At 49.8% G+C, this 23,148-nt stretch carries 22 protein-coding genes; 8 read left to right on the forward strand and 14 right to left on the reverse strand.

The genetic code is table 11. The annotated features are described in order from the left end of the window. The 5 genes from NP589_RS13035 to NP589_RS21680 form a co-directional block, all read right to left on the reverse strand. Positions 1-2,032: PAS domain S-box protein (locus NP589_RS13035; protein WP_256607387.1), on the reverse strand; the 2,032-nt coding region annotated here is incomplete at its 3' end. A gap of 43 nt (positions 2,033-2,075) precedes the next feature. After that, a complete protein-coding gene (locus NP589_RS13040) occupies positions 2,076-4,250 on the reverse strand; it encodes a chemotaxis protein CheA (RefSeq protein WP_256607388.1) in 2,175 nt (724 codons plus the stop codon). 12 nt (positions 4,251-4,262) lie between these two features. Beyond that, positions 4,263-4,550 (reverse strand): STAS domain-containing protein, encoded by a 288-nt coding sequence (locus NP589_RS13045; protein WP_256607389.1) that lies wholly within the window; start codon positions 4,548-4,550, stop codon positions 4,263-4,265. Positions 4,551-4,630: 80 nt separating this feature from the next. Further along, on the reverse strand, positions 4,631-4,999 hold the full coding sequence (locus NP589_RS13050) for a response regulator (RefSeq protein ID WP_036277478.1): 369 nt from the start codon (positions 4,997-4,999) through the stop codon (positions 4,631-4,633). Positions 5,000-5,010: 11 nt separating this feature from the next. Then, positions 5,011-6,093: a methyl-accepting chemotaxis protein gene (locus tag NP589_RS21680; protein WP_305891008.1), complete on the reverse strand. Its 1,083-nt coding sequence runs from the start codon at positions 6,091-6,093 to the stop codon at positions 5,011-5,013. Positions 6,094-6,357: 264 nt separating this feature from the next. Here NP589_RS21680 and NP589_RS13060 point away from each other — a divergent pair, with 264 nt between their 5' ends. Then, positions 6,358-6,693, forward strand: a complete 336-nt coding sequence (locus NP589_RS13060; RefSeq protein WP_256607390.1) for an ASCH domain-containing protein — start codon at positions 6,358-6,360, stop codon at positions 6,691-6,693. Here the strand turns inward: NP589_RS13060 and NP589_RS13065 are convergent. The 5 genes from NP589_RS13065 to nth all read right to left on the reverse strand — a co-directional run bounded on the left by NP589_RS13065 (position 6,671) and on the right by nth (position 10,210). Continuing rightward, the gene (locus NP589_RS13065) at positions 6,671-7,429 is read right to left on the reverse strand and encodes an HvfC family RiPP maturation protein (RefSeq protein WP_256607391.1); all 759 of its coding nucleotides are present in this window, start codon (positions 7,427-7,429) and stop codon (positions 6,671-6,673) included. The two genes, NP589_RS13060 and NP589_RS13065, sit on opposite strands and share 23 nt — an antisense overlap. Further along, positions 7,429-8,280 carry an HvfB family MNIO-type RiPP peptide maturase gene (locus NP589_RS13070; RefSeq protein ID WP_256607392.1) on the reverse strand — a complete coding sequence of 284 codons (852 nt, stop codon included), beginning with the start codon at positions 8,278-8,280 and terminating at the stop codon, positions 7,429-7,431. Before NP589_RS13070 ends, NP589_RS13065 begins: the two co-directional genes overlap by 1 nt. Before the next feature lie 3 nt (positions 8,281-8,283). Continuing rightward, positions 8,284-8,865: a DedA family protein gene (locus NP589_RS13075; protein WP_064009155.1), complete on the reverse strand. Its 582-nt coding sequence runs from the start codon at positions 8,863-8,865 to the stop codon at positions 8,284-8,286. Positions 8,866-8,894: 29 nt separating this feature from the next. Continuing rightward, positions 8,895-9,467: a hypothetical protein gene (locus NP589_RS13080; protein ID WP_256607393.1), complete on the reverse strand. Its 573-nt coding sequence runs from the start codon at positions 9,465-9,467 to the stop codon at positions 8,895-8,897. Between the two features lie 107 nt (positions 9,468-9,574). Next, positions 9,575-10,210 (reverse strand): endonuclease III, encoded by a 636-nt coding sequence (gene nth, locus NP589_RS13085; protein WP_256607423.1) that lies wholly within the window; start codon positions 10,208-10,210, stop codon positions 9,575-9,577. A 203-nt stretch (positions 10,211-10,413) separates the two neighbouring features. Here nth and smbP point away from each other — a divergent pair, with 203 nt between their 5' ends. Beyond that, complete coding sequence (gene smbP, locus NP589_RS13090; RefSeq protein ID WP_256607394.1) at positions 10,414-10,749, forward strand: small metal-binding protein SmbP; 336 nt, start codon at positions 10,414-10,416, stop codon at positions 10,747-10,749. A 54-nt stretch (positions 10,750-10,803) separates the two neighbouring features. Here smbP and NP589_RS13095 read toward each other — a convergent pair whose 3' ends face one another. After that, positions 10,804-11,637, reverse strand: a complete 834-nt coding sequence (locus NP589_RS13095) for a thymidylate synthase (RefSeq protein WP_256607395.1) — start codon at positions 11,635-11,637, stop codon at positions 10,804-10,806. Positions 11,638-11,940: 303 nt separating this feature from the next. Here NP589_RS13095 and NP589_RS13100 point away from each other — a divergent pair, with 303 nt between their 5' ends. Genes NP589_RS13100 through NP589_RS13110 form a run of 3 tightly spaced genes read left to right on the forward strand, consistent with a single transcriptional unit; the run spans position 11,941 to position 13,912 of the window. Then, the gene (locus tag NP589_RS13100) at positions 11,941-12,531 is read left to right on the forward strand and encodes a DUF4124 domain-containing protein (RefSeq protein ID WP_256607396.1); all 591 of its coding nucleotides are present in this window, start codon (positions 11,941-11,943) and stop codon (positions 12,529-12,531) included. Then, positions 12,528-13,361: an SDR family oxidoreductase gene (locus NP589_RS13105; protein WP_256607397.1), complete on the forward strand. Its 834-nt coding sequence runs from the start codon at positions 12,528-12,530 to the stop codon at positions 13,359-13,361. The genes NP589_RS13100 and NP589_RS13105 overlap by 4 nt, the downstream gene beginning before the upstream one ends. Beyond that, on the forward strand, positions 13,328-13,912 hold the full coding sequence (locus tag NP589_RS13110) for a hypothetical protein (RefSeq protein ID WP_256607398.1): 585 nt from the start codon (positions 13,328-13,330) through the stop codon (positions 13,910-13,912). Before NP589_RS13105 ends, NP589_RS13110 begins: the two co-directional genes overlap by 34 nt. Before the next feature lie 75 nt (positions 13,913-13,987). On the opposite strand, the gene NP589_RS13115 is transcribed toward NP589_RS13110, so the two are convergent. Further along, positions 13,988-14,809, reverse strand: a complete 822-nt coding sequence (locus NP589_RS13115) for a nucleoside phosphorylase-I family protein (RefSeq protein WP_256607399.1) — start codon at positions 14,807-14,809, stop codon at positions 13,988-13,990. A gap of 109 nt (positions 14,810-14,918) precedes the next feature. Here NP589_RS13115 and NP589_RS13120 point away from each other — a divergent pair, with 109 nt between their 5' ends. Further along, positions 14,919-15,356, forward strand: coding sequence for an Rsd/AlgQ family anti-sigma factor (locus tag NP589_RS13120; RefSeq protein WP_256607424.1), 438 nt, complete (start codon positions 14,919-14,921; stop codon positions 15,354-15,356). A 34-nt stretch (positions 15,357-15,390) separates the two neighbouring features. On the opposite strand, the gene NP589_RS13125 is transcribed toward NP589_RS13120, so the two are convergent. Next, positions 15,391-18,027: a UPF0182 family protein gene (locus NP589_RS13125; protein ID WP_256607400.1), complete on the reverse strand. Its 2,637-nt coding sequence runs from the start codon at positions 18,025-18,027 to the stop codon at positions 15,391-15,393. A gap of 465 nt (positions 18,028-18,492) precedes the next feature. Then, on the reverse strand, positions 18,493-20,229 hold the full coding sequence (locus NP589_RS13130) for a multicopper oxidase domain-containing protein (protein ID WP_256607401.1): 1,737 nt from the start codon (positions 20,227-20,229) through the stop codon (positions 18,493-18,495). Positions 20,230-20,485: 256 nt separating this feature from the next. Between NP589_RS13130 and NP589_RS13135 the strand changes: the two genes are divergently transcribed. After that, complete coding sequence (locus NP589_RS13135; RefSeq protein WP_256607402.1) at positions 20,486-22,186, forward strand: glycoside hydrolase family 17 protein; 1,701 nt, start codon at positions 20,486-20,488, stop codon at positions 22,184-22,186. A gap of 238 nt (positions 22,187-22,424) precedes the next feature. Then, positions 22,425-23,111, forward strand: a complete 687-nt coding sequence (locus tag NP589_RS13140; RefSeq protein WP_256607403.1) for a hypothetical protein — start codon at positions 22,425-22,427, stop codon at positions 23,109-23,111. Positions 23,112-23,148 lie beyond the last annotated feature (37 nt).

The raw sequence follows: 23,148 nt of genomic DNA on the forward strand, positions 1-23,148 counted from the left end.
CGATGTTATCCACGTATTCGGCCGCGACATTCAAAGGTCCGATCACCGCATCCAGGGTGCTGTTGACGCCTTCGACAATTTTACGGAAATCGCCTTGGTGTTTGCTGGCGTCGGCGCGGGTGGCAAGACGCCCTTCAACGGCCGCTGTTGATAAGCTGTTGGCGTCGGCCGCCAGGGCGTTAACCGCATCAATACAGGTGTTCAGGTTGTTTTTTATGACATTGAAATCGCCGTTGTAGTGGTCGGTGATTTTCTCGGGGATGGCACCTTTAGCGATATTGTCCACATACTCGGCGGCCACGTTCAAAGGACCGATGACTGCCTCCAGCGTATCGTTGACACCTACGACGATTTTCCGATAATCACCTTGGTGTTTAGTAGCATCCGCACGGGTAGACAGCTGGCCTTCTACAGCAGCGTGCGACAGCATAACGGCATCGGCAATCAAAGATTGCACGGAGAACACGGCCGCTTTGACACCTTCATTCAGTTGATTGAATTCCAAGCCATAGTTATGACTATCGTTTTGCGGCATTTGACCACGGCCGAACAGGGTCATGGCATGAGTCATCGCATTCACGGGACGGAGTACGCCCATGACGATGTACCAACTCATTGCCAGGAAACCGAATAGCAAAATCGACAACACCAGCAATGTGGTGTTTAGAATCTCATCTAATCGCGTCACACGTGCATCCAAACCGGTGTACAACAGCTTGCTGAATCCGGATGACAGCGCGAAGTTTTGTTGGATGGCTCGAGTAAAGGTACTGAAATATTCATTTACCGAAAACTCGAGCTTCGCGGCTTGCAAAATTTCGGTTTCGACCAATGTCAGAGCTTGTTTGGCATCGGCGCTAGCTTTGAGTAATGCCGAGCGGAATCCGGCATCCATATTGCCGATTTTGGCAGCACTCTCGTCGATAATAGTCAGCGTTTCTTCGGTATTTGCAATAACCTCCCGCAGATAAGCTGCTTCAGCCGGCGTAACCGTTTTTCTGAGCAAAATAGGCGAGCCTATCCCTCTTAGCATACCCAATTGTTCCGATAGGTCGGGAAATAAGCTAATCGCCAACACTTGTGCATAATACGTATCGATTTCAGGGTCCAACGCTAATCCTGAAGCGTCTGTCACCTTGCGGTTGAATGCATGCAATTGCTTGATAAATTCGCCATGCTTGGCAAGGTTAGTCTGAGCATCAAATGTGTTAGCCGAAGCCGCCAACTCCTGCCACTTTTCCCGTAAGGCTTGCCAGGGTAAAGTCAACTTTAATGCCGACAAACGGCCGTCCAATGCGGAGATATTGACAATCTGCTGATTGACTTCGCTGCGTTTAGCCTCCCGGCGACTAGCCTCCTGTGAGTTGCCGGCGATAACCATCGCATTCAAGCCACGGTGCTCCACTACCAACTGCATCAATTTAATGGTTTCGGCGGTGTAATCGACGCCCTGTTTTTCCTTTAACGCAAAGTCTTTATCTACAATTCTGTCTACTACCAAAAAGTAGGTTGGCACCGCGAACATAGCGATTGCCAGAACTATCAGGGCAACAAATTTTTGCCAAAGTTTTATCTTGTTTAGCAGGCTAGAAAATTTTCCTTCTTTGAAAGGCGCTTTAATACGACCTGCTTTGATATCGGCGTATAAAGCGGCTGCCTTTTTAACCTCGTTCCCGTTGGGTTTGAATCGGATAGAACGATAGCCGATAGCTTGTCCTTCGCTATAAATTGGCGAGACGTTGGCTTCCACCCAATAAAAATCGCCATTTTTGGAGCGGTTTTTTACCAAACCGCGCCAAGTACAACCGGACTCGATGGTCCGCCACATCCATTCATAAGCCTCTTCGGGCATATCCGGGTGGCGAACCAGATTATGTGGTTCGCCAATTAACTCCTGTTCGCTAAAACCGCTTAGCTTTACGAAGGCTGGGCTAACACTGGTGATATATCCACGCAAATCTGTGGTGGAAGTAAGAATGTCTTCTTCGGAAAAAGTCAGTTCGACGTCGGTAACAGGTTGATTATTTCTCATGGCTATTGTCCTTAGTTTGCAATTGGCGTTTTACCAATTTGGCTCAAGCCTGAGCCAAGTGCATATTGCCCTGAAGCTTATGTTCAAAGGCACTCACCAGTACTGGTACATCCAAAATTAAAGCGACTTCGCCACTGCCCAGAATAGTCGATCCACCCAGCCCCTCCACGTGACCGAATAACTTGCCGAGCGGTTTGATCACGGTCTGAAACTCGCCGATTAAGCGATCTACAACTAAACCGGTTTTGACACCAGCAGCATGCACCACTACCACGTTCGGTCTGCGCGGCTGATCACCGCGAATATTGAACAGATTGCGCAGGCGGATAAAAGGTAATACCTCGCCGCGCAAATCCATGTAATCTCTATCATTTAAATCGCCGGACAACTCCAGACACTCGACAACTCGGTCAAGAGGAATCACATACGATGACTTACCCACCCCCACCAGGAAGCCATCGATGATGGCTAATGTCAGTGGTAAGCGAATACGGATGGTGGAACCTTGGCCCGGCCTGCTTTCAACTTCGATATCACCGCGTAAGTCGGTAACATTCCGCTTGACCACATCCATACCCACACCGCGCCCGGACAGATTGGAAATCTGGCTGGCGGTGGAAAAGCCGGGTTCGAAAATCAAGCTATAAATTTCTTGATCGCTTAGCTTCGCATCGGGTTGAACCAGACCTTTTTCGATGGCTTTTGCCAAAATACGATCTCGATCAAGGCCACCACCGTCATCGCTGACTTCTATCGCGATACTGCCCGACTCGTGGTAGGCGTTTAATCGCAGTTCGCCGCGGCTGGATTTACCGCGGGCGGCGCGAACTTCGGCAGACTCGATACCATGATCCATAGCGTTGCGGACCAAGTGCATGAGTGGATCGCCGATTTTTTCGACAACCGATTTGTCAACTTCGGTATCGCCGCCGGTAATTACCAAGCTGATATCTTTGCCCAGTTCTTTTCCGACATCGCGCACCACTCTCTGGAACCGGCTGAATGTGGCGCCTATGGCCACCATGCGTAGTTGTAACGCACCGTCGCGTACTTCTTCGACCAAGCGCATCATTTCGCTGGTTGCTTCCAGTAGCGCGGAATCGCTGGTCTGTAAGGCGCGCAGATTGACACCCGCACCGGAAATAACCAGCTCGCCTATCACATCAATTAGCTTGTCCAGACGCTCGGCATCGACGCGTATGGTTTGGTTCTCTCGGGCTTTGTTGTCTTTAATCTGTTGTTGTTTTTCCAGCGCCGCGTTAACCAGCGGCTGTTGCACCACTTGTTGATCAACCAGAATTTCACCGAGACGCGTGTTCGGCTGCGGCACTTGCGCTTGTTGAACATTGAGTCCTTCTTGCAGTTCGCGCTGGGTAATCACACCGCTTTTCAGCAACAGCTCGCCGAGTTGGGAATTGTCTTCACCCAGCGAATTGATCAGTTCCACGTAGTAGGGGATTTTGTCTTCCAGCGGCAAAATATGGATGTAACTGCCATCGCGCACAAAATCGAACACGGCTTCGATAGTGGCTTTGTCGGCATCGCTTTTTAAGACAATTTCAAACCCCAGGTAGCTGCTTTCGGGATCCATGCTCTCGGCATCCGGCATCGCGTGACTGAAAGTAGTCAGCGACATAATTTCACCCAGCGTTGCCAAATAACGGATGAAAGACAACGGATCCATACCGTCGCGTAGACAGTTTTCGCCGAATTGAATAAACAAATGCCAGTTGCCACTGTCGATTACACCGCCACCGCTGGCTTCGAACTGCTCGCCAGCTTGCTGCACGGTAGTCACCACCTGCTTCGGCTCCGGCTTCAAAAAAGACTCTAATCCATCGAGCAACTGTCGTTCAGCGTTCGTCATTGATGGGTTGGTGCTTACATTACCGTCGGCCACAGCTTGAATCAGCTCGATCATATGGTCGCAGCAAGGTAGTAGAATGGCGACCAGTTCCGGTGAAACGCTCAACTTTCCGTCGCGCAAGGTATCGAGCACGCTTTCCACCACATGGGTGAAGGCAACGATGTGATCCAGACCGAACAAGCCCGACGAACCCTTGATAGTATGTGCGGCTCTGAAGATGGCGTTAATTCGTTCGGATGGCTCCGGATCGTCTTCCAGGCCGAGTAAGCCGTCTTCCATGTCTTGCAACAACTCCAGACTTTCAATCACAAAAGTCTTCAGAGCATCCCGCATTTGGTCATCAAAACTCATTTCGCATACTCCTTAATTTTGGGTCAGTACAACCTGATCGCCAAAAGCACCCGTCAGATTCGCTAGTTCCAATACATCCAACACGGCTTTGCTGTGCATCACGAAGCGCAGGCTTTTGCCCAAATGCGCGGATTCCCGTTTGATTAGAATCAACAACTGTAGGCCGGCAGTATCGATTTCGGTGACGTTGGCAAGATTGATTTCCAAATCGTCCCCAGCCGTTAGAAACATCAGCAGATTGGATTTCTGATCTGCCGCGGTATAGATGGTTAACTCGTCTTTAATGGTTAGGCTGGGCATGGACGATCTCGATAGTAATAGACTGAGGTGTTTATATGAATCGGCGGAAACCGTGTGAACGACCGCCCTTCATACTCCGATCAAGGCAAAATTAACTTCGAAACCGCCGCTAACATTTGCGCAGGCTGAAACGGCTTGACGACCCAGGCTTTGGCGCCCGCTGCCTGGCCTTCCTGTTTTTTGCCTTCCTGGGATTCGGTGGTCAGCATAATCACCGGGGTAAACTTATAGGCCGGCAGCTGTTTAAGCTCCTTCACGAAGGTAATGCCATCCATGTTCGGCATATTGACGTCGGATATGATTAGATGAATTTTCTGGCCGTTGAGCTTACTTAGCCCATCCTTGCCGTCACACGCTTCTATCACGTCGTAACCGGCACCTTTCAGCGCAATACCTACTACCTGACGGACCGACGCCGCGTCGTCCACTACCAATATTGTTTTTGCCATATGCTTAAATCCTAGAAAAAAGTAATTTCTTGCGTTTGAGGTTCAACTGCTCGACCGCCATGACCATGGGCTTGATGTTCGGATTCCATGGTGTAGGTACTGGTCAAGCCGTTTAAAATGTGATCCGCATCTATCGGCTGCAAGGCAAATACACCACCGGCATGACTGCGGTTGAGCTGTTTGGGGAAATCGGCAATGCTGTCTTTGACGTGTTCCAGAATTTGGCCGATCCGATCTTGAAATTGAAAATGCACCAAGGATTCGTCTATCTCGCCTTTTATGGCAAGTGCCGAATGGCTTAGGTTGCTTGAATAGCCCTGCAATTTGGCAAACACGTCATGCAGGTTATCCATTACTGTTTGAATATTGCCGTTACAGGTAGATACAGCTTCGGCCTCGTTTTGCGCGCTTTTTTCCACTGCGGACAGCGCAGTCTGAATCGCGGAGCTGACTTGCTCTACTTTGGAACCAATCTGCTTGCCGGTTTCGCCGGACAAGTTGGATAGCTTTCTAACCTCATCCGCTACCACGGCAAAACCGCGGCCGGCTTCGCCCGCTCGAGCGGCTTCGATGGCGGCGTTCAAGGCAATCAGATTGGTTTGTTCAGCAATCCGCGCCACCTCCTTGGCCATCTGTTTAAGTTCATCTATAAATCCGGCCAAGGAGCGGATTTTTTGCAAGACTGCCAAATTTTCTTGCAATGCCGCATCCATGGACTGCACTACTTTTTGTAAATTTGCATTACTGCTTACGAATACCTCTTCGCCATTGCCACTGAGGGTGGAATGGGAAGATCTCAAAGCCGAATCCAAGTTTGAGGTAATCCCGGCGAAGCGTTGAGTCAGTAAACTAATCGCCTGCTCAATTTGTTGCCGAGTCGAATCGATTTGCGCTGCCCATACCGGCGTGACTTGCTCAGCAAACCGATCCAGACCGGAAATATATTTTTCTACTTCGGATACCGATAAGGCAGGGGCCTTGTCAGCCAAGGTGCTTTTGGCGGCGGCAATGCAGCGTCCTTTAGTAATCCAAGCGGCTAGTCCTGCCGAGATCAATGCAACGCAAATCATTGCCGCGAATTGGAATATAGACATGTTGGCGTAATCTCCCTTGTTCTTTATGATTTCGCAGCACACTTACCGCCGGTCATTTCGGTTCAGTGGCCTTGAATTCAACTTGGAAAAAAAGTATAGGCAGGAAAAGTAAGTTTATCTATGAAGCTACCTATAAACTGTAGGAACAATCGCACAACATTTGTGTAATTTGCGAACTTGCTAACGGATGTCGCTTGCAATACGTGTTCAAGGCTTTTAAAGTGCCGAGCTGTTTTATCCAGTATTACAAGGACATCCGCTTTCATGACTCAATACCCCGAAAAATCTTGCAGCATTGATCGATTGGTTCGTCACCCGAAATTGGTGGCGGCAACGTTGGCCGGCGAAAAAAGCCAGCAACGCCGCGACGGTTTATATGCGTACCCCGGCGAAACCTTTGTGTTGGAAGACGTAGTATTTGAAGTAACTAGCGTGGAGCGGCAGAGAATAGGGGATATGAGCGATGCGGATGCCAGGGCGGAAGGTTATCCGAACTTGGCAATATATAAGGATTTAATACTGAAAATGCACAGCGGCATGGAGTGGAACGAGGACGGACTGGTCTGGGTACACAGCTTTAGGCGTCAACAGCTGGAATAAGAATACCTTTCTCGGCCAGTTCCTGCAGCATCGGCGGGCCGTTTACCATTAAGGCTTGGCTATCAAGGTGCGGGAATTCCGTGGCAACCGTTTGTAAACAGTGCTCACCGGTCATCGGCCCTCTATCCTGCAAAATTTGCAGCAAGCGTATGGTCAAACCGGTGGTTTTGAGGAAATGTACACTGTCCAGATTGTCACGGTAAACGATCAAACAAGTGGGTTGCTCCGGCGGCTCTAGCGGTAAAAAGCCAGGGCCTATTGCCTGCACCGGATAGCGGTACAGCAGCGGCCAGGCCAAGGGCGATAACGCCATGCTGCGCGGCAACAAGTTCTCCAGAAAATTGCTGTCGCCCAGTATCGGTGTGTCCTTGGCAATCGACAAGGCCATTTCCACCCATTCGTAATGCGCCAATTCCAGCAGAAACGGATAATCGTTTGGATTGCGACGTTCGTTTTGCAGATACGCTAAAAACTCTTCAGCAATTTCCGAGAAATAGGGCGTTTCGCAGCTATGCCGGGTAAAAAAATCCTGAGTGATTTCCAGCCATTGCTCATCATTCAGAATCGCTCGCAATACCGGAAAATTACTGGCAATAAAACTGTCGATATTATTGAAAAACAACTCCCGATACATCTCCATGCGCCGTGGCTCGACATCTCCCGGCGGAGGATTATTTTCCGGATCGCGAATATAAGCGGCAAATTGGCCTTGGGTAGCCTGAAAATCGGTAGCCATCAGGCCACCTGTTTTTGCCGCTCAGCCGCATAATGCTGCTGAATGGTTTGGATGGTGCCTACTTCTTTGCTTAATTCAAGCAACGAGGGAATGTTGAAGTCCCGCTCCAGCAGGGTAGGAAACACGCCGAAAAGCTCGTAAGCCTTACCCAACAAAGTCCAGACCGGATCGATCACCGGCGCGCCGTGGGTATCGACCAGAAAATCCTCGGCTTCTACATAGTGACCGGCAATGTGTGCGTAAGCGATGCGCTCGGCAGGCATGGCCCGCAGAAAGCTCTCGGCATCGTAGCCGTGATTGACGCTGTTGACGTAGATATTGTTGATGTCGATCAGCACATCGCAGTCGGCTTCCGCCACTACCGCGTTGAAAAAATCGATTTCGGCCATTTCCTGACCCGGCGCGGCGTAATAGGAAATATTTTCGATAGCCATGCGCTGTTCCAGAATGTCCTGCACCCTGCGGATGCGAGCGGCAACATGCTTGACGGCATCTTCGGTAAACGGCATCGGCATCAAGTCGTATAAATGTCCACCGTGACTGCAATAGCTGAGATGTTCGCTATAAAACTTGATACCGTGCTCGCACATGAACGTTTTCAAATCGCGCACGAATTGCTCGTCGAGCGGGTCGCTGCTGCCTATGGACAGAGACAAGCCATGACAGACAAAATTAAAACGTTCGGTCATGGCCCGAAACTGTTTGCCGAACTTGCCGCCTATGGTCATCCAGTTTTCCGGCGCCACTTCGTAGAAACCGACATTGCTGAGCGGCGAATCGACAATCTCGCTCAAAAACGAACGCCGCAAGCCTAAGCCGGCACCGTGAACGAGATTGCGAACGCTGTACATGACTTACTCTTCCGGCGCTTCTGGGGTTTCCGGTTTGTGCGTAGACCGCCAAAACAAGGCTACGCCAATGGCCACCAGTACGCCCAGGATATACATTTCGTATTTTTTGACCTGACCCATGATGGACTCGGCAAATTCGCCGAAGGTGTAACCCAGATAACCGACCGCTATCGCCCAAATGCCGGCACCCAGGAAGTTCAGCAAGAAGAACTTCAAGGGATGAATCTTGCTGGCACCGATCACGAACGGCGTTACGTTACGTACGCCGTAGAGAAAGCGAAATCCCAATATCACCGGTATCTGATGCTTGTGCAGCAAATCGAAAACCTTGTCGGTTTTGCTGTGCCAAAGCGGACGTTTCTCCAGAAAAGCGATACCCTTCCAACGGCCCAGATAGAAAAAGGTCTGGTCGCCGGCAAAGGTACCTAAGAACGCCGTCAGCATCACCCATTCCAGCTGCAAATAGCCGCCATGCGCCAAAAAGCCGGCGATGACCAGAATGGTTTCGCCTTCCAGATACGTACCGATAAACAAGGCTAGATAGCCGTAATCGATAACCAGCTGCTGTAAATCATTAAAATCCATAGTGTCGGTCTATTGGCGATGAGTCGAAATTAATGGCTGGCCGCTTTGTCGGCATCCATTTTGCTTCCGCAACTGCCTTCTTCGCCTTTCATCATGGCACCGCAGCTATGTTCGCCGGCTTTTTTGTCGCCACCCATCATGGCGCCGCAGCTGCCTTCTTCGGCTTTTTTAGACTTGTCGGCACTGTGATCCATACCGCCCATGCTGCCCATACTCATCATGCCGCCACCGGTCATCATACCCATACCGCAAGCGCCTTCTTTACCCTTCATCATCGCGCCGCAAGAGCTTTCCATGCCTTTTTTCATTTTGCCGCCGCTCATCATGCCGCCGCACATGCCTTCGCCGCATGAGCCTTCGGTTTTCTTCGCTTCGGCTTTTTTAGCTTCGCCCTTTTTAACACCGTTGCCGTCCATCGCGTTGGAACCGCAAGCGCCTTGGCTAATTTTGCCGTTGGAATGATTGTCGGCAACTTGCATATAGCCGCTGGACAACTCGGAAACGGCGAAGGGGTTAGTATCGGCCTGCACGTTGACAGCCATACCGGACAAAAGCGCACTACCCATAGCAGCGGCCAGCGGAGATTTATTAAATTTTTTCATGCGTTTATCCTCTCGTGTGATTTTTTAATTATATTGCTCCAGCATACAACTGCCGGGGCTTACGACTGACGCGTAATCTTTATGGCTCTACTCTGATTATTGCATATTCAGTCTAAATTCTTTGCCTTAAATTCGCAGACATCGGCTATGCAGCAAGCAGCGCAACGCGGCTTTCTGGCAACGCAAATATAGCGGCCGTGCAGAATCAACAGATGGTGTGCATCTTTCTTGTATTGCTTGGGCACGGTTTTATCCAGCTTCCGCTCTACTTCCAGTACATTTTTGCCCGGCGCCAGACCGATGCGGTTGGCAACCCGGAAAATATGCGTATCCACGGCGATGGTCGGCTCGCCAAATGCGGTGTTTAAAATCACATTGGCCGTTTTACGGCCCACGCCGGCCAGCGCCTCCAGCGCTTCCCGCTCGCGCGGCACTTCTCCGCCATGCTGTTCCAGCAGAGTCTGGCAAAGTTTTATGACATTTGCCGCCTTGCTGTTGAATAAGCCGATAGTTTTGATGTGCTCCTTCAAACCGTCTTCACCCAAGGCCAGGATCGCCTGCGGCGTATTCGCCACCGGAAACAACTTGGCCGTCGCCTTATTGACGCCCTTGTCGGTCGCTTGCGCCGACAGTACTACGGCCACCAACAATTCGAACGGCGTGGCGAAATTCAGTTCGGTGGTCGGGTTCGGCGTGGCCTCGGCCAAGCGCTGAAATATCAGCAGGCGTTTTTCGTTATTCATGCTCAAAAATCGATTCAAAGCCAAGCTTTCCAGGATTGTCCCGGCTTGCAAGGTAAATATTGGTAGTGTCGTTATTCGCCCGCTAAATAGCGATACGGTAACGAGTAATTTATTTAATTTGGAACCAAACTCCCGCGCATCAGGTCACTAGCTAGCACTCAGAAAGGGTGCGGAAAATCACAACAATTCAATCCGGGGGAATTATGAAAACATTTACAGCCATTACCATTAGTGCATTACTGTTTGCCAGCGGCGGCGTATTCGCCGAAGAACACGCGGCCGCCGCGCTGGAGCACGCGAACCAGGCGGTCACTCACGGCAAAGCCGGCCATAGCCCGATTTTGGTGGAACATGCCGAAGCTGCCTTAACCCATGCCAAAAAAGGCGCCGAAGTCGCGAAGGGCGAATCTAAAACGCATCTCGATGCCGGTGTAAAATCATTGGAAAGCGCGATTGAGCACGGCAAAATGGGCCATGCCGACGTAGCTACTAAAGCGGCAGAAGAAGCCGTCGGCCATATCAAGGCCGGTAATAAATAGATCCATTAGCGATCAAATAGGTAGAGACGTCAATTCAGCGTCTCTACCTACTTCCTAAACGGAAACAGCACCGGCGATATGCCGATGCGCTTGATAGTCCAGCAACTCGAAGTCGGCAAACTCATAGGAAAATAGCGATTCCGGCTGGCGCTTGAATTGCAGTCTCGGCGGAGCCAAGGGTTGCCGGCTGAGTTGTAATTCGACTTGCTCGAAATGGTTGCGATAAATATGCACGTCGCCGAACGACATGATCAGCTCCCCCACGTCCAAATTGCATTGCTGCGCCAGCATATGCGTCAACAAGCCCACACTGGCCTGATTGTAGGGAACACCCAAAAAGCAATCGGCACTACGCTGAGTCATCATGCAGGACAACTTACCGTTCGCTACATAAAATTGATACAACACATGGCAGGGCGGCAGCGCCATTCGCCCGGCAGCGGCATTCTCGCGGGGTCCAACGCTTTCATCCGGCAAAAACGCCACATTCCAGCCGCTGACGATATGCCGACGGGAATCCGGTTTGTTTTTTAAACCGTCCAGCAGAATTTGTATCTGATCGTAACATTCACCGTGCGGCCCCAACCAGTTGCGCCACTGCGCACCATACACCGGCCCCAGTTCACCCTCAGGCGTTGCCCACTCGTCCCAAATGGTTACGCCGTGATCATTTAAATACTTGATATTGGTATCGCCGCGCAAAAACCATAGCAATTCGTAAGCAATAGATTTGAAATGCAACTTCTTGGTGGTCAACAGCGGAAAGCCCTCGGCCAAGTTGTAGCGCATCTGCCGACCGAACAAGGAGCGGGTCCCGGTCCCGGTGCGGTCGCTTTTGTCGATGCCGTTAGTCATGATGTCGGCGAGAAGGTCCAGATAAGGTTGCATAGCGCTCTAAGGTCAAAAATTGGCGGCAGTATAACTTGCCGGCTTGATGAATACGACCATTACAGCCCTGCCCAAACTTGAAGCCCATCTGCCGCAACTGATCAGATTTTTGAGCGGATGGATATTGCCGAAAAGACTGATAAACTTCGCCGTCAAGATCGCGCCCGGAAATTAGTTGTCGGCAAAAAACACGGGTTTTTTTGGCACGATGCGAGACTGACACAGTGCAATAGAAAAAATTTATTTACACTGATCTCAAGCTGAGTAATAGTTTTGCCCCAGCGTTTAATCAACAGGAACACAATGAAAAATCTCTTCTTCGTTTTTGCCCTGTGCCTGTCCGCGGAGAGTTGGGCCGGGGTTTTTAAATGTACCGACGCAACGGGTCACACTAATTATCAATCTTCACCCTGCACGGTGGAGCATAAAGCGGTGCAGATGAATACTAAAACCGGCAGCAGCGTCGATTTAAATGCGTTGGAAAGACAGCAAGCCGCGGAAGCCGAATTGAAAAAGCAACAGTCTGCGCAGGAACAAGCCGAGCAACAGGCCAAACTCGATGCCATCGCCAAAAATAAACAAGACGCCAGAGTTCAGAGCGAAATGACGCAGACTCTAATCAAGCAAAACCCCATGCAGTTTTCCGCATTCGCCATCCCACCTTACGATCCGGAAAAGCTGCCCGCGCAAGTCAAACCCTTTGCAACCCGCCTGCCGGATGTGGAAAAATTCCGGAGGCTGGCAGCACAAAAAGCGCTGGCCAGCGGTGAATGTCAACGCATCGAAACCGACGAACTGACCGCGAAAAGCAAGCTGGATCAACTAAATTTTCTAATCAATTGCAGCAGCGGCAAAACCTTTTTGTTCAACGAAGCGGATCTCGTTCAACCATGAGTGTGGGCAAAACGCTGTTCGTCACCGGCTGCTCTTCCGGCATCGGTTACCACACCGCAGTGTTTTTAAAGCAGCGCGGTCATCGGGTGATTTGCTCCGCGCGTAAGCCCGATGACGTCCAACGCTTGCGCAGTGAAGGCTTCGAATGTCTGCAACTGGATTTGGCCGACTCGCTGAGCATCCAACAAGCCGTTCGCGAGCTGCTAGTGCTGACCGACGGCAAGATCGATGCTCTATTCAATAATGGCGCCTTCGGCCAACCAGGGGCAGTGGAAGATTTGAGCAGGGACGTGCTGCGTAATCAATTCGAAACCAATCTGTTCGGCACTCACGAGCTGACTAATCTCCTGCTGCCGCTGATGCGCAAACAAGGCCATGGCCGGGTGATATATAACAGTTCGGTTTTAGGCATCGTGGCAATGAAGTTTCGCGGTGCGTATAACGCGAGCAAATTCGCCTTGGAGGGCTTGGCGGATACCTTACGCCTGGAATTGCGCGGTACCGGGATTCATATTGTGTTGATCGAACCGGGACCGATAGAAAGCCGTTTCCGGCAAAACGCCTTTGCTTTGTATCAACAGCACATCGACGCCGAGCATAGCTTTCATAAAGATACCTATAAGGCCATGGAAGCCCGGCTGCAAAAACCAGGCCCGGCCGCACCGTTTACATTACCGGCTAGCGCAGTCGCGGAAAAAGTGGCGCATGCTTTGGAGTCGAATCGGCCGAAAATTCGCTACCGGGTGACGGTACCCACGCATTTGTTTGCCTGGCTAAAACGCCTACTGCCCAGCGCATGGCTGGACAAGCTGCTAGTCAGCGTCGAATAAGGCCGCAGCGGCATTTTTTCGCCGCCGAAAAAACCATAAAAACCGCTATAAACAGACTAGCAAACAGAATGAACTGTGCTATCATCCCGGCCCAACATGTAGTGGTTAAAGCGGTTGGGTTAGCAGCTATATGTTCTTATAAAAATAACTGTGAGGTTCAATACATGAAAATTTTAAAAAGTGCTGTTATCGCGTTCTCTTTAGCTGCTGCCATGGGTTCTTTTTCAACTGCTGCTGTTGCTGAATCCGATCCAGGCAGAACTGCCTACAAACCGACCGATGTAATCAATGAAGTTGTAGCGCGTATTACAGCTGCCGAGACAGCAATCAACAATGGTGCTGAAGATGCTGCCGTTGTCGATTTGATCCAAAAAGCGGCTGGTTTTATCAAGGAACTGAACGCAAACGACAAAGTTGCCAGATATGCCGATAAAGCTAGAGGCCATTTGAAATTAGCGATTACTGCAGCTAAAGCCGCTAACTTGCAAGAAGCCAAACAACATTTGGCTGCCGGCAAAGAAGGCGTCGAAGGCTTGAAAAAACTGCTGTAATGCTGTCCCGGGGTGTCTTTCGGGACACCCCGTATTTTTCCTTCCCTCCCAGTTCGTCGCCAGCTCCGGCAATATTTACAAATAAAACCGATTTTTCTCTAGCTGGCTTTCCAGCCAAGCTAATAACTCCCTGGCGTTACCGGCATTAGTGTCAGACAAATGGAACATCCCATCCCGATTTAATACTTGCCAACGATTCAGCAGCGCATGCAATTTAGCGGCATTGGTCGCAGTGAAATGAAACTGTTCAAGTAACTGTTTGTGTAACTCGCTTTCCGGTGTCGGCAACGATTCCCTGAGTCTATTCAGTACGGCGATCATATCTTCGACGTCAGCTATACGCGCCTGCACCCAAACCGCGACGGACTCTTCATTGATTTTCTCCAGTGCCGATTCGGCATTATCCGACACCACTTTTAAACAATGAATCAATTCGCTGGAACTGAATTTAACGGCTATTTCGTAAAACGCCGACGCCTCCATATCGCGCAGATTCTCGTCTCTATAATCGGCATCGGCTCTGGACAAGGTGATTAGCGGTAGAGTCGGGCAAGGAGCGTCGAAAGCCAATTGCGGATAAAAGCGCCTTTGTGTTTCGGCATCGGTGATTTTATCGGCTAAAAAACAACTGCCTAGCGTCTGTTCGCGATGCCCGGCTATACCGAAATTGAGCAGGATAGGTTGGGCGACATCGGGAAATTGCGCCATCGTATAAGCCACCGCGCCAGCCATCGCTATTTTGCCAACGCCGCTAATCACGACAACGATGTCGGCGTTTCGGTATAGCGCAAAGGGTTGCTTTTGCGGTAGTTTTTTTAGCCGCCACGCCTGAATTAACGGCTTGGCCTCACAGTTCAATGCGACAAAGATAAAAGTAGATGGTGCAAAGTCAGTCACAAATTTTACGAAAAATTCCCTTATATTTTAATCAATTGTTGAATATTCATGATAATTCACATAAATTTAAAGCTCGTCAATTTTCAAGGGGAGACGTGCCGTGACTGAAATGAATTCCGTAGCTATCGACACCAGTTCAAATAATTTACATCTGGTGACAGCGTTGCAGGAAGAACGCTCTGCCGTCTGGGCTTTGTATTGTCAACTCGCCGAAATGAAGCCATTCTCCAGCGAGAACGCGATTAGGCCGATGCTGTCGGAGTTTTCGCAACTGCTGATAGATTACATATCGTTCGGCCACTTCAGCATCTACGAACATCTAATAGCCGAAAAGCAGCATCAAACTTCAACGCTGTCTCACGCCGAAAAGATATATCCGGCATTTTCCAGTACTACCGCGTCGGCGGTTACTTTCAGCGACATATACGACGATGGCAGGCGCAAATTTAATACCGAGAATCTGGCCCAGGATTTATCCATGCTCGGCGAAAGACTTGCGGAACGCATGGAGCTGGAAGACCGGCTATGTTCCATGCTGCTGCATTGATCACCTGACGCAGCCGCTTAGGCCGCCGAATGGCCTATTTGCCTTCGGCTGCCGAAATGCCCGAAACAGAGCCGGCAGCGCCCTTAATAAACAAGTCCTTCAAACGACTAAAGGCCGCCTGCAAGGTTTTATCCATCACCACCTGATTGCCTACCGAAACAATCACCCGCGCCAGCTCAGGCATCTTGGTTTTGGTCGCCAGCATGTAAATCGGCTGCACATATAAAATCGAATTACCCATGGTTAATATCACCATTCGGCCTTTTTTAACTTCCGAGCCTTGTTGGTTCCATAGGGTAAATTGCGAGGCAATTTCCGGATTTTGATCTATCAGCGCATTGACTTGCGACGGTCCGTTAACCTGCACGGCCTTCGGGAATTTGAAAATAGTGATACCGGGCTTGTAACTGTGATCACAGCTATTCTCATCGAGTGTACCGGCAATGCCAACCATGCTTAAATTATCTCTATGCACCGGCGTCATCGGATTAATCATTACAAACTCCTCCATATCGTTGCAACGATCAAAGTCCATCGTAATGAAATAGGGTAATACCGGCTGTCCATCCACGGAGGCGAATTGCCAGGTTTCCGCCTGTTCATAAAACAACTCCGGGCTGTTTTGATGATATTTAGCGTAAATTTTCATCTGCATATAATACAAATCGCGTGGATAACGCAGATGCTGCATTAACTCGTCGGGCATTTCCCGCAAATTTTTGAAAACGCCGGGATACGCGCGGTTATACGCATTGATAATCGGATCTTTTGGGTCGGAAATATAGTAATCGACGCTGCCGTCATAGGCATCGACCACAATTTTCACCGAGTTACGGATGTAATTGAACTTATGCTGGCCGTCCAGATAATCGTCCGCTGCCGGCTTGGAGACCGGATAATAATTGGATAAGGTATACGCGTCCTGTATCCAGTAGAAACGTTCTTTGTTAACAACTAAATACGGATCTTTATCAAGATGTAAAAACGGCGTCAGTGCGGTAATCCGCTCGTCGATATTCCGACGCAGCAGTAACTTGCTTTGCGCCGATATATTGGGTGAGAAGAAGATTTTTTCGTCTTTCAGATAAAACGCGAACAACATCTTTCTGAACAGCGACGGGATCGGTATGCCGGAGTTGCCCTGATAATCCAGCGAGTCCCCAGCCGCGGAGCTGGAAATGTCGGTGACAGCCAAATTGTTCGGCACGATTGCGTAGCGATATTTCTCCAAGCCATAATAAATGTCAGGATATTTCACGGAAAATCCGACATCGGAGGTCATGTTCAAATCGCGCAAGTACCAAACGATAGGAATTCCGGCATCTTGAGCGGCTGGAGAGATCACGGCACCGTAGCCATGGGTATAACGCAAATGAGTGTTTTCCCAGTTTTGCGCCTCCTTGGGTAATTTATCGATATTGACTTCACGGGCTGCCAAATTGACCTGTTGATGATGTCCGTTAATGAAATAACGGTCTTCATCGACAGTCGGAAAGCCATAATAAGGCCGAATGCCTTGTAACTGCATGTAGCTGTCGATCAGAAATTCGCGATCCCAGACCGGAATATTTTCGAAATGTTTTTTGGTTGACCAGGCTTCTATATCTTTGGTGGCGTCCAGATTGACCTGAAAGTCGACGGTTTTAATATTGTTTAAATCGAACGCCGCCATGGTGGCATCGATGTTATGCCGAATCGAATCACCTTCGGTGCGGGTAAAATTCGGCTTGACGATAAACTTTTCAATCAACTCAGGTAAGGTATGCGAGCCTTGCAAGCCCCAGACTGCCAAAAAACCCAAGGACGCAACTATGACTGGAGTTTTACTGCGATGTCTCTCCGACAAGGCGTAAAAAACTACCGATATAGCAATCGCCAGAAAGAACAGGACTTCAAGCCAAATCATCGGCAATTTGTAACGCAATTCGACAAAACCGGGGCCAAAAAACACCGGCTCGTTACCAGCCGAATATAACAAGGCGAAGCGCTCCAGCAAGAAGCCCCAAATCACAAATAACACCACAAAGGCAAACAGCACCGTCAAATGGATCTTCGCACCCAGTGGAAATTCCTTGCTTTGATTGGGTACAAACACATGCTCCATCCAATACAGCACACCGGTCGCCAAGAACACAATAACCGCCGTGGTTAGCAACTCCTTCTGAATCAGCATGTAAATCGGATAGGAAAACATGTAGAAACTGACGTCGTTGCCGTATACCGGATCGACGATACCCGATGCGCTGCCGAAGAAAAACAGCAGTGCCTGTTCCCATTGCAAGTAGAACGGCACAGCAATGACCACGGCAAGCAGCAGTGAAATGGGAGTATAGACACGGGCCGAACCGCTCATGAACACATCCGCAAAGCGTTGAAAACGCCGACGCTTGGAATCGTCCATCAATATTTCATCGGGCGGATTCAGGCCCAGGTAGCGAGAGGCAATCCAGAAGTGAAACAGGAAAACGGCAAAGAAAAATGCAGTAACCGCACCGGAAAAAATAAATCGGTAGAGCAGCTTCAACCAAAAGTAAGCTTCGAATTCCAGCGAACGGAACCACCACAAATCCACGAAAAAATCGAGAAACACGAAGTAGAACGCGACGTATAGCACAATAGCAGCCGCCAGGGTAGCTACAGTGATCGCCGGCAACAGTTTCCAGTTACGCATAATTTCCTCTTTACTTAGATATCCGATCGCCTACTTGCAGAACACAGCAGCAAACAATGGCCGACAATGTCCCCTTAACATCAATGGCTGAGCATTCTAACACCCAAATCCGGATTGTGATTGTCCGGCATATTGCCTGATTGTTGACTGGATTGCCGAGTTGTTTGCCTCGGGGAAGAGGGGCGTGTTTAAACCGATACCAAAAAGCTGATTGCTTGAGCCAAATAAGAGAAAGGGAGGCATGGCAAATGACATCAACAGCGGTAGGTCGCCAATTTTTGCCGGATTCTAGGTGGCGTTGCATGATGAACAATTCAGCGTGATCATGACTATAAAGACTTGTTTTGCGTCACCGTCGCAACTTTAGACATTATGCGGCAGAGTTTCCCGTAGGCTGACAGTAAAACGCCGCTGCCGAGACTCTAGCTCGACAGCGGCGTTGGCTTGAAGCGAAGCAGTATGAGATTACTTCTTAAACATCGCCAAGATCCGCTGGCGATTGGCAAAGCCGACGTAACTCAACCCACCCAATATCAAGCCATACAGCAATTGCCCGATAAAAGACGACTGATTTCCGGCTCCGGCTGCTTCAGCTTTCGCCGCAGCATCGCCCGTGTTCAGAGGCGGAGGCGGTGGCGGCACAAAAGCTACTTGTTTTTTATTGCTGATTTCCGGCAAACCTAAGCTTTTCCAGGCATCGTAATCCTGCCAGGCCGGATACTTACCTTGCCAGAATTCTCTGGTGAAGTAAGGTGCCAGGCTCATGCCATGGACTTTCGGGATGCCTTTCTCATCGGAAAAGCCTTTGTAAACGACCAAACTGATGTCGCCGCCCTCGCCGATACCGTTAGTAGTGAAGGATTTCTCTACGTGGTCGTGAAACATCCAAACGCCTTGTCCAAAGCTGTTTAGACCATCGTCAACGCCGCTCAATTCCAAATCGATACGCTGGGCCGGCACCATGCCATGCACGTCGCGCTTGATATAAGAATTGGGACCGTTATCGACACCATCGTAATGCGTAACCATAGGCTTATGGCCGTGAATATGCATCGCAAAGGCTTCCTCGTGACCGTTCAAGATCCGCAGCTTCACCTTTTTATTTTCTTCCATCAGGATCAGCGATTCCCGCAATGTGTAAGGGAACGAGCGGCCGTTGAGCATGAAATAATCTGGCGTAGCATCGGTTATGTCATACTCCTGATTCATCCGCCGGGCGATGATTCGCGGGTCATTGGCGGAACGCACCATTTCATGCAATTCCTTATCAACCGATTGATAGTGCAGATCGAACTCGGCCGCATACTTTTCTTTGACCGCCACCGACGGATGTCGAACCTGGCCGTTACCAACATTGAAAACCTGTACCCAGTTGTTGGGACGATTTTCCTCAACCACGAACATACCTTGCAAACCCATCGGAATATGGGTGTGCGGCTGCACATGGCAGTGGTAATACATGGTGCCGGGTTGGCGCGGCTTGATCACATAAGTTTTGCTCTGACCGGGCAATACATCCATCTGACCGGTTTGACCGACACCATCGTTGCCTTCGCCGCTATGATCCATATAAGGATGATCAACACCATGCAAGTGGATTGAGTGCGGAAAGTAATGGCTGTTTTCCAATACCAGCCAGACGATATCGCCTTGTTCGACCCGTATCGTCGGTGATGGTGCGCGAAGCAGAGGGTTTGCCACCGGCTCGTACAAGCTCAAAGTAGACATGTCGCGTGTTTTAGGGGCGTAGACCCAGAAAGTCGGTTGAATGCCAGGCGCGATGTCAAACGTGGTGGTGGGGTCCTTCATGTCCGGCGAATGGCCGTTCAGTTCAGCAATTTCCAGCTTGATAATATAGTGGTCGGGGTCGCCGTCTCCGTCCATGTCTTCGCCGAGCGTAATGGCATCGGCGGCGAGTTGCGTCTCCATTAAGGTAGACATTGAAATATTATTGGTGCCTTTAACAAAAGCAGCGATTTCGGCAGGATTATCGGGGTTACACATCCGTGATTCTTGTATTTCGACTCCGTCGATCACTTGCGCATCACGCCACTTGGCATCGGTAAATTCGGAACAAACTTCCTCTGCCGCACCCATCTTGACGCTACTGGTCGCAGGTAGTTTGTCTACCGCCGCCATAGCCCATTGCGACGCCGGAAGCAGCATGGCGCCACACAGAATGGGGATAACCTTTTTATGCATACAAAACCTCATAAAACAGACGAATTGACGGAAGCCTCAACAAGGTTTCCGAATATCAGAAAAGCCAGATACTGTAACCAGAACCCATGGGTAAAGTACAGTAATTATTTAATGAACACGACGACAATCCAGACTGATATTACCGGGCCGACAAACGATCTAATTCGGCAAGGCGGCTAATGCCTTATAATTCCACGACGAGCGATTATTACCAGTCAATCCGCGACATTTTTGCAACAGACCTCTCAGCCAGATTATGCCCAGCATCAGAGTATTGCTTTGTTTGATTTTCATTTTTTTAGTTCACGGCAGTTTCGCCTGGTTGAACAATCAGCCGCAAGACGCCGGCACCGACGTGCCGTCCGGCAAATTGATGAGCCTGTCTTTTGCGCCGTTTCGGGAGGGCTTCAGTCCGCTGGAAGAAAAATTCCCTTTGCCGGAGCATATCGACGAAGATTTGCGCCTGCTCGCCGACAAAACGGAAAGTATTCGCACTTACTCCAGCCTTGGCGGCCAGCAACCCACTCCGGAGTTAGCCCGCAAATACAGCCTGAAAATGATCCAGGGCGCCTGGCTAGGCTACGGCTACAAAGACAACAGCAATGAAGTCAATGCCTTGATCAAGTCGGCCAATGAGCATCCCGACGTGGTGAAACGGGTGATCGTCGGCAACGAAGTATTGTTACGCGGCGACATGGATGTCGACCGGCTGATCGGATATATCCGCGAGGTGAAGAAGGCGGTCAAGCAACCCGTGTCTTATGCGGATGTCTGGTCGATGTATATGAAGTACCCCAAGCTGATCAATGAAGTGGATTTCATCACCATCCACATTCTGCCGTACTGGGAAGACGAGCCTATTTCGGTGGAAAATGCCTCGCAACATCTGGAAAAAATCGTCAAACAAGTGGAAGACGAAGCTCGTGGTGTCGCCCCCGGCAAACCCATATTGATAGGCGAATCCGGATGGCCCAGTGCCGGCAGACAGCGCGGCATGGCTATTCCCGGTGTCGTCAACGAGGCCAAGTTCATACGCGGTATGATCCAGGTCGCCAATCGCCACGGCTTTGATTACAACATTGTCGAAGCATTTAACCAACCTTGGAAAAGCGAGCTGGAAGGCGTGGTTGGTGCCAACTGGGGCTTGTTCTCGGCAGACCGCGAACCGGTATTTCCATTGACCGGCCCGGTCAATGAAACGCCCAACTGGGCTATCCGTTTTGCCGTCGCCACGCTGGTCTGGTTGCTGGCAATCGTGAAGTATTCCAAGAATCTGGAACACGTCTCGCTAATCCGCATGTTAGCGTTTTTCACTCTGGCGCAAGTCTTCAGCGTTTGCCTGGTGACATTGGCCGACTTTCTCTGGTATACCAGTTACAGCAATTGGCAACGGCTTTATACCGCAGCGCTGGTGATCGCGAATACAGCTCTCGGCGCGCTGCTGCTTGAACGCGGGAGCGACATTTTGAGTGATAAACCAGGCCGCACTAAGTTAGCCAATAGCTTGAGGACCGGTTACCTACTCTTTATATTACTGGCACTTTATAAAACCTACGGACTCGCTATGAATGGCCGTTATTTGAGTTTCCCGATAGAACAATTCACCATTCCGGCTTTTGGGGTAATTGGGTTGATTGCCTGCTTATGGTTGAGGGAGCACAAATTGAATGCCCAGACTTTGGCGTTTGACAGTTTAATTGGTCGGAGCTTACAAAGCAGCCGTGACCGGTTTGTCGCATTTTTGTTGAGTTTTGGCGCTATCGCGCTGATACTGGGCGAAACTAAAGCCTTTATGGATGGCAGGGATTTCATTCAAGCTCACCCCGGCTTTTCCGAAGGCCTACCCTTTGCACTGAGCTACACCTTGCATAACCAGCAACTCCTTAGTTGGCTGACTTGTTTGATTACCTTGTCCCTTCCGTTCTGGACGAACAGTCGTAGTAAACAGGACGCTTAAGTTTTCCGTGAGCGGGTATTACGCCATAATACCCGTTTTTTTCCGGCCAAATCGCATCCAATATCGAGTGACAGTTTGCCGCGCGTCAATTTGTCACATTTTCAAAACAAGCATTCACTATTAAACTGTATGCAACTCTTATGTATGCGCTCCCTCTCCTAAAGGGTAAAGAGTTTTAATATCCTTCCTCAATGCGGCCTTATAGGCCGCATCTTTTTTCTGGATGAGGTCGCTGTCTATGGAACGAAATTACTACTCAACTACGTCAACTTTCGTGCACCCTAACGAACTGAATTGGCGCACAGCTTTTCATGAAGCCGGACACGCTGCGGCTATTCATCTTGGTAACCGCCAAAAACAATTGCCCCCGGTATTTTTCGAAATACATGTCAAACGGCCAATTAACGCTTACGACGATTTCTTTGCGAAAGTCGTAGACGGCAACTTAATCCAAAACTTACCGATTGCCGTTGTGGAAAGTTTTAACGACTTATCTGACGATAGTCAGCAGCACGCCTGCCAACGCGCTTACGAAGCGGATGTAGTCAACTTATTGGTTGGGCCTTTGGCTGAAGCCAAATATGTCTCTATTCGCGACGACGAAGTGTTTAATATTAATCTAATAAGTTTCAATGCTTTACATAACTATGGCGGCTACAGCGATCTGGAAAAAGCGCTTAGCTACCTGGATCACTTCATCGCGTCAAAAACCCAGCGGGAAGAGAAAATGCAGGAATTGTTGCTCCAGGCTTTTCGCTTTATCGATAATCGCCGCCACTGGAAATGCATCCTTAATTTAGCCCACTATATCCTGGACAGTCAGCAGGAAATCATCTCCTGCGATGAGGCGATTGGCATATTTGACCGCTGCCTGACAGCCAACACACCATTCAGATCCGTTCGTTACCCATTTCTGTTTGGCTGAAAGCAAGCGAACAAATCACTCAGGCGTGACGACTACT

This window comes from Methylomonas rosea, from assembly GCF_024505055.1.
Classification (GTDB): Bacteria; Pseudomonadota; Gammaproteobacteria; order Methylococcales; family Methylomonadaceae; genus Methylomonas; species Methylomonas rosea.

What these genes read in the sequence shown, in the direction of transcription:
- NP589_RS13040 (WP_256607388.1), bottom strand. Translation starts at nt 4,250, where the DNA reads ATGAGTTTTGATGACCAAATGCGGGATGCTCTGAAGACTTTTGTGATT.
- NP589_RS13045 (WP_256607389.1), bottom strand. Translation starts at nt 4,550, where the DNA reads ATGCCCAGCCTAACCATTAAAGACGAGTTAACCATCTATACCGCGGCA.
- NP589_RS13050 (WP_036277478.1), bottom strand. Translation starts at nt 4,999, where the DNA reads ATGGCAAAAACAATATTGGTAGTGGACGACGCGGCGTCGGTCCGTCAG.
- NP589_RS21680 (WP_305891008.1), bottom strand. Translation starts at nt 6,093, where the DNA reads ATGTCTATATTCCAATTCGCGGCAATGATTTGCGTTGCATTGATCTCG.
- NP589_RS13060 (WP_256607390.1), top strand. Translation starts at nt 6,358, where the DNA reads ATGACTCAATACCCCGAAAAATCTTGCAGCATTGATCGATTGGTTCGT.
- NP589_RS13065 (WP_256607391.1), bottom strand. Translation starts at nt 7,429, where the DNA reads ATGGCTACCGATTTTCAGGCTACCCAAGGCCAATTTGCCGCTTATATT.
- NP589_RS13070 (WP_256607392.1), bottom strand. Translation starts at nt 8,280, where the DNA reads ATGTACAGCGTTCGCAATCTCGTTCACGGTGCCGGCTTAGGCTTGCGG.
- NP589_RS13075 (WP_064009155.1), bottom strand. Translation starts at nt 8,865, where the DNA reads ATGGATTTTAATGATTTACAGCAGCTGGTTATCGATTACGGCTATCTA.
- NP589_RS13080 (WP_256607393.1), bottom strand. Translation starts at nt 9,467, where the DNA reads ATGAAAAAATTTAATAAATCTCCGCTGGCCGCTGCTATGGGTAGTGCG.
- nth (WP_256607423.1), bottom strand. Translation starts at nt 10,210, where the DNA reads ATGAATAACGAAAAACGCCTGCTGATATTTCAGCGCTTGGCCGAGGCC.
- smbP (WP_256607394.1), top strand. Translation starts at nt 10,414, where the DNA reads ATGAAAACATTTACAGCCATTACCATTAGTGCATTACTGTTTGCCAGC.
- NP589_RS13095 (WP_256607395.1), bottom strand. Translation starts at nt 11,637, where the DNA reads ATGCAACCTTATCTGGACCTTCTCGCCGACATCATGACTAACGGCATC.
- NP589_RS13100 (WP_256607396.1), top strand. Translation starts at nt 11,941, where the DNA reads ATGAAAAATCTCTTCTTCGTTTTTGCCCTGTGCCTGTCCGCGGAGAGT.
- NP589_RS13105 (WP_256607397.1), top strand. Translation starts at nt 12,528, where the DNA reads ATGAGTGTGGGCAAAACGCTGTTCGTCACCGGCTGCTCTTCCGGCATC.
- NP589_RS13110 (WP_256607398.1), top strand. Translation starts at nt 13,328, where the DNA reads ATGGCTGGACAAGCTGCTAGTCAGCGTCGAATAAGGCCGCAGCGGCAT.
- NP589_RS13120 (WP_256607424.1), top strand. Translation starts at nt 14,919, where the DNA reads ATGAATTCCGTAGCTATCGACACCAGTTCAAATAATTTACATCTGGTG.
- NP589_RS13125 (WP_256607400.1), bottom strand. Translation starts at nt 18,027, where the DNA reads ATGCGTAACTGGAAACTGTTGCCGGCGATCACTGTAGCTACCCTGGCG.
- NP589_RS13130 (WP_256607401.1), bottom strand. Translation starts at nt 20,229, where the DNA reads ATGCATAAAAAGGTTATCCCCATTCTGTGTGGCGCCATGCTGCTTCCG.
- NP589_RS13135 (WP_256607402.1), top strand. Translation starts at nt 20,486, where the DNA reads ATGCCCAGCATCAGAGTATTGCTTTGTTTGATTTTCATTTTTTTAGTT.
- NP589_RS13140 (WP_256607403.1), top strand. Translation starts at nt 22,425, where the DNA reads ATGGAACGAAATTACTACTCAACTACGTCAACTTTCGTGCACCCTAAC.